The organism is Flavobacterium sp. Root901, from assembly GCF_001429765.1.
In the GTDB taxonomy this organism is placed as follows: domain Bacteria; phylum Bacteroidota; class Bacteroidia; order Flavobacteriales; family Flavobacteriaceae; genus Flavobacterium.
Genome location: NZ_LMJB01000005.1, coordinates 232557 through 248863 on the forward strand (window position 1 = coordinate 232557; position 16307 = coordinate 248863).

16 protein-coding genes are annotated in these 16307 nt (G+C 33.7%); 10 read left to right on the plus strand and 6 right to left on the minus strand.

Features of this window, described 5'->3' with window-relative positions; genetic code table 11:
- Nucleotides 1-34: 34 nt before the first annotated feature.
- The 6 genes from purH (at nt 35) to rodA (ending at nt 7310) form a co-directional block, all read left to right on the plus strand.
- Complete coding sequence (gene purH, locus ASE21_RS04700; protein ID WP_057121423.1) at nt 35-1561, plus strand: bifunctional phosphoribosylaminoimidazolecarboxamide formyltransferase/IMP cyclohydrolase; 1527 nt, start codon at nt 35-37, stop codon at nt 1559-1561.
- Nucleotides 1562-1618: 57 nt separating this feature from the next.
- Nucleotides 1619-2647, plus strand: a complete 1029-nt coding sequence (locus tag ASE21_RS04705) for a rod shape-determining protein (protein ID WP_008466528.1) — start codon at nt 1619-1621, stop codon at nt 2645-2647.
- 112 nt (nt 2648-2759) lie between these two features.
- On the plus strand, nt 2760-3590 hold the full coding sequence (gene mreC, locus ASE21_RS04710; protein ID WP_057121424.1) for a rod shape-determining protein MreC: 831 nt from the start codon (nt 2760-2762) through the stop codon (nt 3588-3590).
- On the plus strand, nt 3583-4089 hold the full coding sequence (locus tag ASE21_RS22205) for a hypothetical protein (RefSeq protein ID WP_057121425.1): 507 nt from the start codon (nt 3583-3585) through the stop codon (nt 4087-4089). The genes mreC and ASE21_RS22205 overlap by 8 nt, the downstream gene beginning before the upstream one ends.
- Nucleotides 4086-6059: a penicillin-binding protein 2 gene (mrdA, locus tag ASE21_RS04720; protein WP_057121426.1), complete on the plus strand. Its 1974-nt coding sequence runs from the start codon at nt 4086-4088 to the stop codon at nt 6057-6059. Before ASE21_RS22205 ends, mrdA begins: the two co-directional genes overlap by 4 nt.
- A gap of 15 nt (nt 6060-6074) precedes the next feature.
- Nucleotides 6075-7310: a rod shape-determining protein RodA gene (gene rodA, locus ASE21_RS04725; RefSeq protein WP_057121427.1), complete on the plus strand. Its 1236-nt coding sequence runs from the start codon at nt 6075-6077 to the stop codon at nt 7308-7310.
- Between the two features lie 179 nt (nt 7311-7489).
- Here rodA and ASE21_RS04730 read toward each other — a convergent pair whose 3' ends face one another.
- From ASE21_RS04730 to xrtF, 6 genes are all read right to left on the minus strand, one after another.
- Nucleotides 7490-8170 (minus strand): DedA family protein, encoded by a 681-nt coding sequence (locus ASE21_RS04730; protein ID WP_057121428.1) that lies wholly within the window; start codon nt 8168-8170, stop codon nt 7490-7492.
- A gap of 130 nt (nt 8171-8300) precedes the next feature.
- Entirely contained in the window at nt 8301-8645 is a 345-nt protein-coding gene (locus tag ASE21_RS04735; RefSeq protein ID WP_057121429.1) for a heavy-metal-associated domain-containing protein, read from the minus strand.
- Nucleotides 8646-8670: 25 nt separating this feature from the next.
- Nucleotides 8671-10677 (minus strand): TonB-dependent receptor plug domain-containing protein, encoded by a 2007-nt coding sequence (locus ASE21_RS04740; RefSeq protein WP_057121430.1) that lies wholly within the window; start codon nt 10675-10677, stop codon nt 8671-8673.
- Nucleotides 10678-10785: 108 nt separating this feature from the next.
- A complete protein-coding gene (locus tag ASE21_RS22085) occupies nt 10786-11184 on the minus strand; it encodes an HYC_CC_PP family protein (protein ID WP_057121431.1) in 399 nt (132 codons plus the stop codon).
- 46 nt (nt 11185-11230) lie between these two features.
- The gene (locus tag ASE21_RS04750) at nt 11231-11677 is read right to left on the minus strand and encodes an exosortase F system-associated membrane protein (protein ID WP_057121432.1); all 447 of its coding nucleotides are present in this window, start codon (nt 11675-11677) and stop codon (nt 11231-11233) included.
- Nucleotides 11667-12203, minus strand: coding sequence for an exosortase family protein XrtF (xrtF, locus tag ASE21_RS04755; protein WP_057121433.1), 537 nt, complete (start codon nt 12201-12203; stop codon nt 11667-11669). Before xrtF ends, ASE21_RS04750 begins: the two co-directional genes overlap by 11 nt.
- A gap of 71 nt (nt 12204-12274) precedes the next feature.
- Here xrtF and ASE21_RS04760 point away from each other — a divergent pair, with 71 nt between their 5' ends.
- The 4 genes from ASE21_RS04760 to ASE21_RS04775 all read left to right on the plus strand — a co-directional run bounded on the left by ASE21_RS04760 (nt 12275) and on the right by ASE21_RS04775 (nt 16262).
- Nucleotides 12275-12730 (plus strand): GAF domain-containing protein, encoded by a 456-nt coding sequence (locus ASE21_RS04760; protein ID WP_057121434.1) that lies wholly within the window; start codon nt 12275-12277, stop codon nt 12728-12730.
- Nucleotides 12731-12765: 35 nt separating this feature from the next.
- On the plus strand, nt 12766-13461 hold the full coding sequence (locus tag ASE21_RS04765) for a hypothetical protein (RefSeq protein WP_057121435.1): 696 nt from the start codon (nt 12766-12768) through the stop codon (nt 13459-13461).
- 226 nt (nt 13462-13687) lie between these two features.
- Nucleotides 13688-13954 carry a 30S ribosomal protein S15 gene (rpsO, locus tag ASE21_RS04770; RefSeq protein ID WP_057121436.1) on the plus strand — a complete coding sequence of 89 codons (267 nt, stop codon included), beginning with the start codon at nt 13688-13690 and terminating at the stop codon, nt 13952-13954.
- A gap of 163 nt (nt 13955-14117) precedes the next feature.
- Nucleotides 14118-16262, plus strand: a complete 2145-nt coding sequence (locus ASE21_RS04775) for a polyribonucleotide nucleotidyltransferase (protein WP_057121437.1) — start codon at nt 14118-14120, stop codon at nt 16260-16262.
- The last annotated feature ends 45 nt before the right edge of the window (nt 16263-16307 follow it).

Sequence of the window (16307 nt, forward strand, 5' to 3'; positions counted from 1 at the left end):
ACTACTTTTGCAGTCTGAAAATCATAACTACACAATGAGCACAACTAAAAAAATACAATCAGCGTTAATATCTGTTTTTTCGAAAGATGGATTAGAGCCAATCGTTAGAAAATTACATGAGCAAAACGTAACACTTTACTCAACCGGAGGAACAGAAGATTTTATTAAAAACCTTGGAATTCCGGTAGTTCCTGTTGAAGACATTACTTCTTTCCCTGAAATTCTTGGAGGAAGAGTAAAAACTTTACATCCAAAAATTTTTGGCGGAATTTTGAACCGTCAGGATAATGAAAGTGATGTCCAGCAAATGAAAGAATTTGATATTCCTCAAATTGATTTAGTGATTGTTGATTTGTATCCTTTTGAAAAAACTGTTGCTTCTGGTGCAAGTGAGCAGGATATTATTGAAAAAATTGATATTGGCGGAATTTCCTTAATCCGTGCCGGAGCAAAAAACTTCAAAGATACTGTGATTGTGGCTTCTGTTAATGAGTACAGCATGCTTTTAGATTTGATTACAGAACAAAATGGTTCTACAACTCTTGAAAACAGAAGATTATTTGCTTCAAAAGCTTTCCATGTTTCTTCTCACTATGACGGAGCTATTTTTAACTATTTTAACACCGATGAAACAATCTATAAAGAAAGTATTGCAAACGGACAGGTTTTAAGATATGGAGAGAATCCTCATCAAAAAGGATTTTTCTTTGGAGATTTTGATGCAATGTTCACAAAAGTTCACGGAAAAGAGTTATCTTACAATAATTTATTAGATGTTGATGCTGCTGTTAATTTAATTGCAGAATTTAAAACAGACGGACCGACATTTGCAATCCTAAAACATAATAATGCCTGCGGATTAGCTTCAAGAAAAACAATCAGCGAAGCTTATTTGGCGGCTTTGGCCTGCGATCCTACTTCTGCTTTTGGTGGAGTTTTAATTTCAAACACTAAAATAGATTTAGAAACCGCTCAGGAAATTAATAAATTATTCTGTGAAGTTGTAATAGCACCAGCTTATGATGATGAGGCAATTACAGTTTTGCAGGAAAAGAAAAACAGAATTATATTAGTTCAAAATGAAGTAGAATTGCCATCGCGTCAGGTAAGAACTTGTCTTAATGGTTTGTTAATTCAGGACAGAAATAATATTACAGATAATAAAGAGCATTTAAAAACCGTTACAATTACAGAACCTACTGCTCAGGAGATCGAAGATTTGATCTTTGCTTCTAAAATTTGCAAGAATACAAAATCGAATACAATTGTATTTGCAAAAAACGGAACATTGATTTCATCCGGTACAGGTCAGACTTCAAGAGTTGATGCTTTAATTCAGGCTGTTGACAAAGCAAAAGCTTTTGGATTTGATTTAAACGGAGCTTCGATGGCAAGTGATGCATTTTTCCCATTTCCGGATTGTGTAGAATTAGCCAAAAAAGCAGGAATAACTGCTGTAATTCAGCCGGGAGGTTCTATAAAAGACGAATTAAGCATAAATTATTGCAATGAAAATAATCTTGCAATGGTATTTACAGGAACACGTCATTTTAAACATTAATTTGTTTAACTTTGTTCGATAAATTATTTTATAACATTTTAAACCCCTAACAAACTTATGGGATTTTTTGATTTCATGACCGAGGATATTGCGATAGACCTTGGAACCGCAAACACTTTAATCATACATAATGATAAAGTTGTCATTGATAGTCCATCTATCGTTGCACGTGATCGAGTATCAGGCAAAATCATTGCTGTTGGTAAAGAAGCCAACATGATGCAAGGTAAAACACATGAAAACATCAAGACCATAAGGCCTTTGAAAGATGGTGTAATTGCCGATTTTGATGCTTCGGAAAAAATGATCAATATGTTCATTAAAAGCATTCCTGCATTGAAAAAAAGAATGTTTACCCCTGCATTAAGAATGGTAGTATGTATTCCTTCCGGTATTACTGAGGTGGAGATGAGAGCGGTAAAAGAATCTTGTGAGAGAGTAAACGGAAAAGAAGTTTATTTGATTCATGAGCCAATGGCAGCCGCAATTGGTATTGGTATCGATATTATGCAGCCAAAAGGAAACATGATTGTTGATATTGGAGGTGGTACAACCGAAATTGCAGTTATCGCATTAGGCGGAATTGTTTGTGATAAATCTGTGAAGATTGCAGGTGACGTTTTTACAAATGATATCGTTTACTACATGCGTACACAACACAACCTTTTTGTTGGAGAAAGTACTGCTGAGAAAATAAAAATCCAAATTGGAGCGGCTATCGAAGATCTTGACGGACCGCCGGAAGATATGTCTGTTCAGGGTAGAGATTTACTTACCGGTAAACCAAAGCAAGTAGATGTTTCTTACCGTGAAATTGCAAAAGCGTTAGATAAGTCAATTCAACGTATTGAAGATGCCGTTATGGAAACGTTATCTCAAACTCCGCCAGAGTTAGCTGCCGATATTTACAACACCGGTATTTATTTAGCAGGTGGAGGATCTATGTTAAGAGGTCTTGACAAACGTATTTCTCAAAAAACAGATTTACCTGTTTACATTGCTGAAGATCCTTTAAGAGCAGTTGTTCGCGGTACAGGAATGGCACTTAAAAACATTGCAAAATTTAAAAGTATCTTAATCAAATAAGATTTAAAAATAACAATCAAAATACTTTTATCAGGGTTAAATTTTTAATATTTGACCCTGATAAAATTTGAAACCTTAAAGCATATCCTGAAACAAAATAACCAGACACGAAATGCAGCAAATTTTTAATTTCATTATAAGAAACAGTAATCGATTGCTGTTTTTGCTGCTTTTAGGTATTTCGTTGACTCTCACAATTCAATCGCATTCCTACCACAGAAGCAGAGTAATCAGTTCGGCTAATTTTTTAAGCGGAGGTGTTTATGAAAGACTTAACCGTGTAAATGAATATTTGAATTTAAGAACAGAAAACGAGGAGCTCGTACTTGAAAACGCAAGGTTAAAAAGTCTTTTATTTAATAAAAAAGACACCACCCAAGCACCATTGGCAGACAGTATAAAAGGTGTTAAACCTGCAGATATAATTGTTTCCAAAGTAATTCACAACTCTTATAATACTCACGAAAACTATATTACACTTAATTCCGGAAGAAATGCAGGTGTTAAACAAGATATGGGAGTAATTAACAGTTTAGGAATTATTGGTGTTATTGACAATACTTCGCCAAATTACTCAACTGTAGTTAGTATTTTGAATATGAAATCTCAGATAAATGCTAAAATCAAAAAATCAAATCACTTTGGTTCATTGACCTGGGATGGAAAAAGTACAGGATTTGTTCAGCTGGAAGATGTACCAAGATTAGCATCTATCAGAAAAGGTGATACAATTGTTACCGGAGGACAATCTGTAATTTTTCCTGAAGGAATTAATATTGGAACTGTAGATAAAATATTCATTAAAAAGAATACAAGCTATTATGTCATAAATGTTAAACTATTTAACGATATGACAAACTTAGGACATGTTTACATTATCAAAAGTAAAGACAGAGATGAGCTTATTAATTTAGAAAACAAAAGCAAAGAAAAAGATGAGTAGCGCTTTGTTGGTAAATATTTTTCGTTTTATTATGTTGCTGGCAATTCAGATTGTTATTTTTAACAACATGAATTTTCTGGGATACATAAGTCCTTTTCCATATATCTTATACATTATTCTGTATCCGGTAAATAGTAACAGAACCGGATTAATTATTTCCAGTTTTCTATTAGGCTTAGCAATGGATATGTTTTGTAATTCGGGCGGGATTCATGCGACAGCCTGCGTAATTCTCGCTTATTACCGACCGTATATTTTTAAATTTTCATTCGGTCTGAGTTATGAATACCAAACTATTAAACTAAATGAATCATTAACACCCGAAAGGTTTTCATTTATCCTGGTTTCAGTTTTATTACATCATATTGTACTATTTACACTAGAAGCTTTTCAGTTTAAATTTATATTCGACATTTTACTCCGAACGTTATTTAGTTCCATTTTTACAATAATCACTTCAATTATAATAATTTACATTATTAAGCCCAATAAACGATGAGAAAAGTTCTGCTGCCCTCTTTAATTATTATTGCAGCATCTTTGCTAGTGATTCGGATATTTTATCTGCAGATTATTGATGACTCATTCAAATTGAAATCAGAAAATAATGCGATTAAAAAGGTCTACGACTATCCGGAACGCGGCTATATATACGACCGAAATGGTAAATTGTTAGTAGCCAATCAAGCTTCGTACGATATCATGGTAATTCCGAGAGATATTAAAGAAAACCTTAATATCGCTGAGTTCTGTACTCTTTTAAATATTACCAGAGAAGAATACGACAAAAGAATTGCTAAGGCTAAAGTTTACAGCCCAAGACTTCCGTCTGTATTTTTATCTCAGTTAAACAAAGCTGAATTTGCCGCTTTTCAGGAAAAAATAAGAAAATACGAAGGTTTCTATTTCCAGAAACGTTCTCTTCGTGACTATGAAGTAGATTATGGCGCCAATATTTTTGGTTTTATTACTCAGGTAAACGAAAAATTAATTGCAAAAAACCCTTATTACAATAGCGGGGATTTAATTGGAAAGCAAGGAGTTGAAGAAAGCTACGAAGATATTTTGCGCGGAATAAAAGGTGTAAAATATATTCAGAAAGACAAATACAATCGGGAGATTGGTCCTTATAAAGAAGGAAAATACGATACGATTGCCGTTGCCGGAGAAGACATCAACTTAACTATTGATGCCGAACTTCAAAAATACGGTGAAGAATTGATGATCAATAAACGAGGCGGAATTGTAGCTATTGAACCAAAATCCGGTGAGATATTAGCATTAGTTACCGCTCCATCTTATGATCCGGGTATTTTGGTTGGAAGACAAAGATCTAAAAACTACACGCTTTTGTATCATGATTCTATTGCAAAACCTTTGTATGACCGCGGGCTTTTAGCCGAATATCCTCCAGGTTCGCCTTTTAAAATTTTAACCGGTTTAGTAGCATTACAGGAAGGTGTTATTAATGAGCAGACAACTTTTATGTGTCACCACGGATTTAGTTATGGCGGCGGCCGTTTCATGAAATGTCACGGATTTGGGCCTCATCAGCTGCATAATGGTATTTATAACTCTTGCAACACTTACTTTGGACAATCTTATATGTTAACGATTAACAAATATGCAGATCCGGGTAAAGCAGTAGATGTCTGGAGCAGCCACGTAAAAAGTTTTGGTTTAGGGCAGTTTATGGGATATGATTTACCAACGGGTAAAAAAGGTAATATTCCAACATCAAAAACATATAAAAGAATTTATCCTAACGGAGGATGGCGAAGCACAACAATCGTTTCGAATGCTATTGGACAAGGAGAGGTTTTGATGACGCCTATTCAGCTTGCTAATATGATGGCAGCCGTTGCCAATCAAGGATACTATTATACGCCTCATATCATTAAAAAAATTGAAGGCAAAAAAATTGATGCGAAGTTTACAACAAAACACGTAACAACAATTGATCAAAAATATTTCCCGCCTGTAATTAGCGGTTTGTTTGACGTATATAATAAAGGTACGGCATATGCCCTTAAAGTAGAAGGGATTGATATTTGTGGAAAAACAGGTACAGCAGAAAATTTTGCAAAAATAAACGGAAAAAGAACACAGCTTAAAGATCACTCTATTTTCGTGGCATTTGCACCAAAGGACAACCCAAAAATTGCAATTGCAGTTATGATTGAAAATGGAGGTTTTGGAGCAACCGTTGCAGGTCCCGTTGCAAGTTTAATGATTGAAAAATATTTAAGAAAGAAAATTACAAGAACCGATTTAGAAGTTCGTGTTTTAAATAAAAGCCTGGCTGCCGAATATGCAAAATTAGGCGGTATGAACGAAGCAAGTGCAATTGAATCGACACCAAAAGATTCAATTTTAAAAGCTAAAATTGTAGTTCCTAAAACAACGACGACAACGGCACCAAAAACAGAAGTTAAGAAAACAGCAGTAGACACTACTAAAAAGAACTAAGAAAGATTATTTCAAATGAAAAATCAAAGTGTAAAAAATAACATTGACTGGATAAGTGTCTTTATCTACATTGCGCTGGTAACATTAGGGTGGCTGAATATTTACTCCTCCTCATTATTATCAACAGATGGAACTTACCAAAAACAATTAATATTTATTGGATGTACAATTCCATTAATATTTGTTGTGCTTTTTGTTGATGGAAAATTTTACGAGAAGTATGCCAGTATAATTTTTGGTGTTGCCTTGCTATCTTTGGCAGGTTTATTTCTTTTCGGAAAAACGATTGCCGGTCAGCGATGCTGGTATGCGATTGGAAGCTTTACACTTCAGCCGTCAGAGTTTGCAAAAGCCGCTACATCTTTGGCATTGGCCAAATACTTAAGTGACACACAAATTAATCTGAAAGAAACAAACAGGCAATTGCAGGCTTTAGCCATTGTATTTTTACCTGTAATGCTTATTTTACCACAGCCCGATCCGGGGAGTGCTTTAATTTATAGTGTTTTTATTCTTGTTTTATTTAGAGAAGGACTTCCATCATGGTATGTCTGGACAGGTTTTATTACTATTCTGCTGTTTGTATTAACGCTCATTTTAGAACCTTATGTTGTTATTTTAATTGCGCTGGCTGTTTTAATGATTATACATTTTAAAGGAAGGGCGGTCGACAGAAACATCCTTTTGAGCGGTATTTTATTAGTGCTTATTTCAGGATTTGTTCTTTCTGTAGATTATGTATTTGACAACGTTTTTAAACAGCACCATAGAGACCGTTTCAATATTCTTTTAGGGAAAACAGTAGACATGAAAGGTATTGGTTATAATACTAATCAATCTGAAATTGCTATTGGATCCGGAGGATGGCTTGGAAAAGGCTTTTTAGAAGGAACACAAACCAAAGGAGGATTTGTTCCTGAGCAGCACACCGATTATATTTTTACAACAGTTGGAGAAGAATGGGGCTTTGCCGGCTCTTTGGTTGTTATTTTACTTTTTACCGGACTATTTTTAAGAGTAATTTATTTAGCCGAAAGGCAAAAGACGAAATTCAGCCGGGTTTATGGTTATTGCGTCGCCGGAATTTTGTTTATCCACTTCTTTGTAAATATTGCAATGGTTATTGGGATTTTCCCAACTATTGGGGTTCCTCTGCCCTTCTTTTCTTATGGAGGTTCCGGACTTTGGGGATTCACTATTTTGTTGTTTATCTTCTTAAAAATGGATGCCAATAAAGTAAATGAATGGTAGTTTTTTTAAGAGGCTAAGTATCAGATGCTAAGGTGCCGAGTTTCTTTTTAATTGAAAGCTTTCAGGTTACATGATATCTTTCTATGTTAATTTCAATTTACATTTTACAAATACAATATATATTATATCACATAAAAAAGTCCGAAGTAAACTTCGGACTTTTTTGTTTTTATTTAAGATTATATTTCTTCGCTTGGTCTCTTTTTCAAGAGTTTTAAAAGAACCGGGAATGTTGAAATAATAATGATGATTATAATAATGTATTCGATGTGTTCTTTTAAATCAATTCCTTTTTTCAAAAATACGCCATACAAATAATGCCCTGCGAAGATTAAAAGAAATGACCATAAAAAAGAACTCAAAATATTAAAAAACATAAATTTCTTTTTATCCATAGAAACTATTCCTGCAATAATTGGAGCGAAAGTTCTAAAAATTGGAAGGAATCGGGCGTAAATGATTGCTTTTCCTCCATATTTTTCAAAGAAATCTTTTGATTGAAGAAGATATTTTTTCTTAAACCAAAATGTATCTTCTTTCTTAAATAAATAATATCCGCTTTTTGCACCAAACCAGTAACCGGTCATGTTTCCTAAAACACCCATAAAAGCAACAAGTGTCGAAAGCAAAAATACATTGATAAAATCTCCAGGAATAAAAAGAACATTTTGAATTAAGTCGCGGCTATAAATTCCAGCTAGAAAAAGTAAACTGTCTCCCGGCAGAAAAAAACCTGCGAAAAGTCCCGTTTCTGCAAAAACAATAAACAGAACAATAAATAACCCAATCTCAAAACCTCCGACACTTAAAGTTATATAGAATTCAGGGTTTAGTAACTGGGTCCACTCAAAATTATTCATAAAACGAATTTGGTTATACTTATAAGTTTGTGAAATTAACAATAATTTACCTTAACCACAATTAAATGCGGTATTTTAAACATTAATTAACTATTAAAAAAGCCCGGAGAATTACCCCGGGCTTTTAAAATTATTTTTGTCTTTCATACTTACAGCAGGAATGCAGGTTTTCATAATCTGCATCTGCGGCTTTGATCTCTTTTGTATCGTGACCTGCTTTTGCGATTGCTGCGTTCAGATCCTGAGTCGAAGATTTTTCTTCATTTAAAATCACACTCAGCTCATGTGAACTAATATCCCATGAAGCCGTTTTTACACCCGGAACTCCAAAGGCAGCTTTCTCGATACGCTTTTTACACTGCTCACAATTGCCATTGACTTCAACAGTATATTTTAAATTTTTGTTTTTTTTAGTCTGAGCCTGAGCCGAAAATCCTAAAAAAGTTATCATTGCAATTAAAATTAAATTTTTCATTTGTCTATTATTTTATAATTATAAGTTATTTTATTTTAAACCGAAGTCCGGCGTAATACATTTGTCCAAAAATTGGTGCATAAGAAACAGAAGCATCAAAATTTGGTCCGAAAGGATCATTTGCGCCTAAAATTGCTTTTTGCTGTTTATAGTTTCCAATGTTTTCCCCGCCAATATAGACTTCAAAAACAGATGAAAAAACTCTTGTAACCTGAGCATTCATTACTGCATACGAAGGCGAGAAATCAGGAAACTGATCCTGGACAGGATTAGACGCTGTATACGGAAGCTGTTGTTTTCCAGACCAATTGAAAGTATAATCAAATTTCCACTGCTTGTCCTCTTTTAAATCGGTTTCATATTCTAAATTTCCAAGAAAACGATGTTTTGCCTGAAGCGGACGCTGAAATGTTCCTCTTAAATAATCTGTTTGAATGTCATAATATTTATAAGCTGTTCTTAAATTCAAATTGTGTACAAACTCATAATTAAATTCAACCTGAAGACTGTTTGCAAAAGAATTTCCTTTCAGGTTATAAAATAAAACTTCCTGTGGACTCTGCATTAAATCGACAATGGCCTGATTTTGGAAATCGGTTCTGTAAATATCAAATCCTGCTTCGGCATTTTTATTGAAAATTTTAAACTTTTGCGAAAAGCTGATTCCGTAATTCCATGCAATTTCAGGATTTAAACCATAAATTTTTCCATTATTATCCAAAATAGAAAATGCTCTCGAGCTTGCAAAAAGCTGTTGATTTTCTGCAAAAATATTAGCCGAACGTTTCCCTCTTCCGGCAGAAAAACGAATTACACCATTTTTCCACGGATTGTATCTCACATGAAGCCTTGGCGTTATAAAAAACCCCAACCGATTGTGATTATCAATTCGCCCGCCTAAAATTATGCTGAAATTATCTGTACTATCATAAGTATACTCAAAAAAAGCACCAATAGAATTGTCAATTCGACTGTAATCTGTAATATTTACAAACTCCTGATATTGATCGTATGCAAAGTTCAAACCTGTAGTAAATTTGTGCATCGTATTATTGATAATCGAATTGAAAATTAAATTCGAATAAAAGCTATTCTGATGAATATCATATTGATTTAAACCAAAATAGGAATCTTGTTTATGGCTGTTAAAAGCATTTTGAAAACCCATACTTTGATATGGCATGTCTTTAAAAACGTAACCAATTTTTGTTGAAACCTCAAAACGCTCTGTATTAATTTCAGATCCCCAATGGTTTTTTGTTCCGCGATCGCGTTCTTTATCAAAATCAACTTCTCCGGTTTGTTTTTTATCATTCATATATCTGAAATTGATAAAACTTACCAAACCGCTTTCGGCATCATAATATTGATACCGGTTTAGAATATTGATTTGTTTTCCTAACGGATTATCTAAAAACCCATCATTATTCATATCATTTTTTGCGACACGGGCATTTCCGTGAACGAATAAACTGGAGGCCCACTTGTCTGATAATTTTTTATTGAAATGAGTATTCAATTCAAACCTTGAATCGGTAGAACCATAAGCATTTAAGAAAAACGGAATGTCATTTAACGGCTTTAAAAGTTCTGTATTTATTTGTCCCGAAATACTTTCGTAACCGTTAATTACACTTCCGGCGCCTTTTGTAATCTGGACGCTTTCGATCCAGGTTCCGGGCGTAAATGATAGACCATAAGCTTGTGAAGCGCCACGAACAGACGGAATGTTTTCTTCTGTAATCATTAAATACGGACTTGTTAAGCCCAGCATTTTGATTTGTTTTGTTCCTGTTAAGGCGTCAGAAAAATTCACATCAATTGACGGGTTTGTCTCAAAACTTTCGGCAAGATTGCAGCATGCGGCTTTTAAAAGTTCTTTACTGGTAATAAGTGATGTATTTGCTGTAACTGTATAGGATTTTTTAATTCCTTTTTGCTTTTTTGTGATTTTGACTTCTTCCAGATTTTCTTGTGAAAATGCAGAAACGGAGATCAAAAACATCATAAAAAGCATGATATTTTTTGGCATAAAAAAGATTTTAATATTATTAGAAATTCTGTTGTAAAACTTCTCAAAAAAGAATGTAAACAGTTTATTTCAAGCCATAAAAGAAAAGCTTGATTCTAAATATCAAAATCAGGAATAAAAAATGTATTGATTGTATAACTTGAATAAGGGCGGCGCATTGGCATCAGAATAATACGAAACGATCTGATTGTTTTTGAAATTTGGAACTGACAAAAAAGCAATCGGTTTGTATTCCTGAATTACTGACGGAAATGCTAGCTGGAAAAAGAAAACTTTAAAAGTTGCGTTGTCTGATTTTTTTTCAAACTTAATGACTTTATCCTTGCAGCAAGATGATTTTTTTTCCTTTTCACCACAGCACTTTTTCTCTGGTGATGCAGATACGGAAGTATTTAAAGATACAGAAGCAATCTTTCCTCCACAATAATGCACATCAAAAGCAAAACCTATGTTGGACACCAACAACAGGAAAGCTAAAAATAATACTGTGCATTTCTTTAAATTCATACTGCAAAAATATCAAAAAAGACCTGGATAAAAATGTAATAAAATGTTATTTTTTTAAATTTTGAAGCTGATAATAAAATGCCGGAATAAATAAGAGCACAAAAATGGGCTGAATAATAAATCTTCGAACATAAAATAAGAGCCAGCTTTTTTCAGGAAAATATACGGCAATGACAAAAAACAAAACAAAAAGAAGGATTGAGAAAAACAAATACAAGAATGAACTAAATATTAAAATTCCTTTATCCTTAAAAAGCGTATAAATTAAAATAAGAGACAGGGCTGTATTTAAAACAAAACGAAGTAAAAGATTCAAAAAAAGTTTTAACGCATCGAATTCCGGTAATTTCATTTTATTAAAATCTGCTTCAAAATAATTTAAAAAAGGATCATAAAATAAAGAATTTTCAAAAGCCCTGATGAGTCCAAAACAGGAAATAACAATTATTGAAATAAAGATTTTCCCTTTTTGTTCTTTTATTTTATTTAGCATATTTCGAAAATTTATTAACCCAGATAATCCATAAAATAAAAACAGTTCCGTAGATAATCAAAGGAAAAAGAACGCCGTGCAAAAGGTGATTTTTTTCTGGAAAGTGAAATAAAAGAATCGTTAATAAAGCAATTCTGATTATGTTTAGGAGGTAAATAAAAATAATTCCAGACAAAATATAAAGCAGGGTAACTTTCAATTTACCAGAAAATGCAAGCACAAAAGAAATAAACAAAATAATAACACTTACAGCGTTGCAGCCTTCAATAATCCGCACAATGTACTGTTTATTAAACAATACATCCAGCCATGAATTTGATCCGTTTTTCTGAATGCTGACATTATAGTTAAAAACCTGCAGTAACTGCTCCACATTTTGACCAACAAAATTTGTAATTCCGTCAACCTCATCAGCTTTGAAACTATTCAAATAAAATTTATAAACTACCGTTAATATAATATAAGCTGTAAAAAAAGTGCCCATAAAAATTAAAAACGGCCTGAATTGGATTAAATATTTTTTCAACAGATTTTTTTTTCAAATTTATGTATTTTTTGAGTTCAGCTTTAAATACTTTTGTATAAAATTTTTAAATCATGACATTTCAGGAATTACAACCAAAAATAAGTGCTATAGTAGCTGACAGCAATAAAGTTAGAGACGAAAAACTATTGGCTGTCTGCCAATTATTAAACGAGAATGTAGAATATTATAACTGGGTAGGTTTTTATTTTGCAAATCATGAAAACAAAACACTTCATTTAGGCCCTTATGTAGGTGCCGAAACAGATCATACTGTAATTCCTTTCGGAAAAGGAATCTGCGGACAAGTGGCCGAAAGCAATGCTAATTTTGTGGTTCCGGATGTAAAAGCTCAGGACAATTATATTGCGTGCAGTTTAACTGTTAAATCAGAGATTGTGATTCCGTTATTTGTAAACGGAATAAATATTGGCCAGATTGATATCGACAGCCATGTAATAGATCCTTTTACAGAAGCTGACGAAAGATTTTTGGAGTTTGTTAATCAAGAAGTTGCGAAGTTATTCTAGAAGACCTATTTTTAATGTATAAAAAATAGATCTGAATGAAAATAAGCATCGTCATAATATTTCTGTTTCTAATTTCAGCCCATCTATCTGCACAAATTAATATGGTCTCGAAAAAGATTTTTCTTGACTCATTAAACCGTGAAACCACACCGGACAACTATACTTATACGAGAGTAATTACTAATTATTCTCAAAAGAGTATCAGATATGTTGTTACTGATTTTTATAAAAACGGAAGAAAGAAAATGACTGGCGCAACTTTGGACAGAGATAATCTGAAAAAAGACGGAGAATTTATTTATTACTACAAAAACGGAGCAAAAGAAGCTGTTGTAAATTATTCTGACGATCACAAATCAGGTAAAGAAATTAATTGGTACGAGAACCAAAGCAAGAAATCTGAAAAACAGAATGCCTGGGATTCTAAAACGAAAAAATCTCAAACCTTAGTCCTTAATTTCTGGACAGAAGATAAAACGCAAACCGTAACCGACGGCAATGGAGAATATGAAGAAAGGGATGGTTTTATAACTCAAAAAGGAATTATTAAAGACGGACTTAAACAAGGTGTATGGACGGGAAATGATCTTTTACGTAAAATTTCATTTGTAGACAATTATGATCATGGCATTTTAATTTCGGGGATGAGTATTGATGAAAACAATGTGAAATTTGCTTATTCTTCTTTAGCAGAAAAACAAACTGGTAGAAAGAGTCAGAAATTAAAATAAATACAGCTCATTCAACTCTGGCTGATTCTTTCTGAATTAGCTTAATGATCTAACAGAGATAGTTTTAAGAAAAAAACACCTTATATAAATCATTAAAAAAGAATTTATTACGCCTTATTTTAAGATTCTTTTATTTTTGTTTGATTCTTTTGTTTTTTTAATCTAATTTTGCACCCGTCTTACAAAAGCTGTATGACATACATAAAAATCATTAAATAATATTGGAATGTATTTAACTAAAGAAAAGAAAGAAGAAATTTTTGCACAACACGGTGGTGCTACAAACACTGGAAGCGCAGAAGGTCAAATCGCATTGTTCACTTACAGAATTGGTCACTTAACTGAACACTTGAAAAAAAATCGTCACGATTACAACACTGAGCGTTCTCTTGTACTATTAGTAGGTAAAAGAAGAGCTTTGTTGGATTACTTGAAAAAGAAAGATATCAACAGATATCGTGAGATTATCAAAGTATTGAATATCAGAAAATAATCAATATAGAAAAGAGGTGCGAGAGTGCCTCTTTTTGTTTTTACATTACAGGCATTTACAAGAAAAAAAGTTTGGTTTTTCATTGGGTTTTAGATAACAACAACTACACACACAACAACTACAACACAACTAAAACCCATTGTATAATCAAAAAGGAAAATTTATGATTCCACAAGTTTCACAAGAAATTATCGATTTAGGAGATGGAAGAAGCATCTCAATCGAAACAGGTAAATTAGCAAAACAAGCCGATGGTTCAGTTGTTGTGCGTTTAGGAAACTGTATGCTTTTAGCAACAGCAGTATCTGCAAGAACATCAAACCCGGGCGTTGATTTTTTACCATTAACGGTAGATTACCGTGAAAAATTCGCTGCTGCGGGACGTTTCCCGGGAGGATTTTTCAAAAGAGAAGCAAGACCTAGCGACAGCGAAGTATTAACAATGAGATTAGTTGACCGTGTATTACGTCCGCTTTTCCCAGATGATTACCATGCTGAAACTCAGGTTATGATTCAATTAATGTCTCATGACGACAATGTTATGCCAGACGCTTTAGCTGGTTTAGCAGCATCTGCAGCATTAGCAGTTTCAGATATTCCATTTTATAACTTAATTTCAGAAGTACGTGTTGCACGTATCGACGGAAAATTAGTAATCAACCCAAGCAGAACTGAACTGGAAAAATCTGATATCGATATGATGATTGGAGCTTCTTTAGACTCTGTTGCCATGGTTGAAGGTGAGATGAAAGAAATTTCAGAAGCTGAAATGATCGAAGCAATTAAATTTGCACACGAAGCAATTAAAGTTCAGATTCAGGCGCAGCAGCGTTTAAGAGCAAAAATTAATTCTCCGGAATACAGAACTTACGAAGGCGAAGTTGAAGATGAAGCTGTTTATGCAAAAGTAAAAGCAGCGGCTTACGATAAATGTTATGCAATTGCACAAGAAGCTTCTGGAAAAAGTGAAAGAGGTGAAAAATTTGCAGCTGTAAAAGAAGAAGCAAAAGCTTTATTTACTGAGGAAGAATATGCTGAAAATGCAGACCTTGCAGGTTTAGTTGGAAAATATTTCTACAAAACCAACAAAGAAGCTGTACGTAACGTAATTCTTGAAAAAGGAATTCGTCTTGATGGAAGAAAAACTACAGAAATCAGACCAATCTGGTGTGAAACTGATTATTTACCATCTGTACACGGTTCTTCTTTATTTACACGTGGAGAAACTCAGGCTTTGGCAACTGTAACTCTTGGAACTTCAAGAGAAGCAAACCAAATCGACTCTCCATCTGAACAAGGTGAAGAAAAATTCTACTTACACTATAACTTTCCTCCTTTCTCTACTGGTGAAGCAAAACCATTAAGAGGAACTTCAAGAAGAGAAGTTGGTCACGGTAACCTGGCTCAAAGAGCTTTAAAAAATATGATTCCTGCAGATTGTCCTTATACAATACGTATTGTCTCTGAGGTTTTAGAATCTAACGGTTCTTCTTCTATGGCAACAGTTTGTGCCGGAACAATCGCTCTTATGGATGCCGGAGTTCAAATGACAAAACCAGTTTCTGGTATTGCTATGGGATTAATTACCGATGGAGAGAAATTTGCTGTATTGTCTGATATTTTAGGTGATGAAGATCACTTAGGAGATATGGACTTTAAAGTAACGGGAACTGCTGATGGTATTACTGCCTGCCAAATGGACATCAAAATCGAAGGATTACGTTATGACATTATGGAACAAGCTTTAGCACAAGCTCGTGACGGACGTCTGCACATTTTAGGAAAATTAACTGAAACTATTGCAGCTCCAAGATCTGACGTTAAAGCTCATGCACCAAAAATCATTACCAGAACTATCCCTGGAAACTTTATTGGAGCATTGATTGGTCCTGGTGGAAAAGTAATTCAGGAATTACAAAAAGCTACCGGAACAACTATCGTTATCAATGAAGTTGACGAGCAAGGTGTTATCGAAATTTTAGGTACAGATCCTGCTGGAATTGAAGCGGTATTAGCAAAAATTGCTTCTATTACTTTCAAACCACAAATGGGAGAAGCTTATGAAGTAAAAGTGATTAAAATGCTTGATTTTGGAGCTGTTGTAGAATATACTGCTGCACCTGGAAACGAAGTATTACTTCACGTATCTGAATTGGCTTGGGAACGTACTGAAAACGTTGCTGATGTAGTTAAAATGGGAGATGTATTCCAAGTGAAATACTTAGGAGTTGACCCTAAAACTAAAAAAGAAAAAGTGTCTAAAAAGGCACTTGTTCCAAGACCTCCACGCGAGGACAAAAAAGAGTAATCAGATCTTAGTTTACTAAAGGTTTATTCATAGAAAACCCCAATT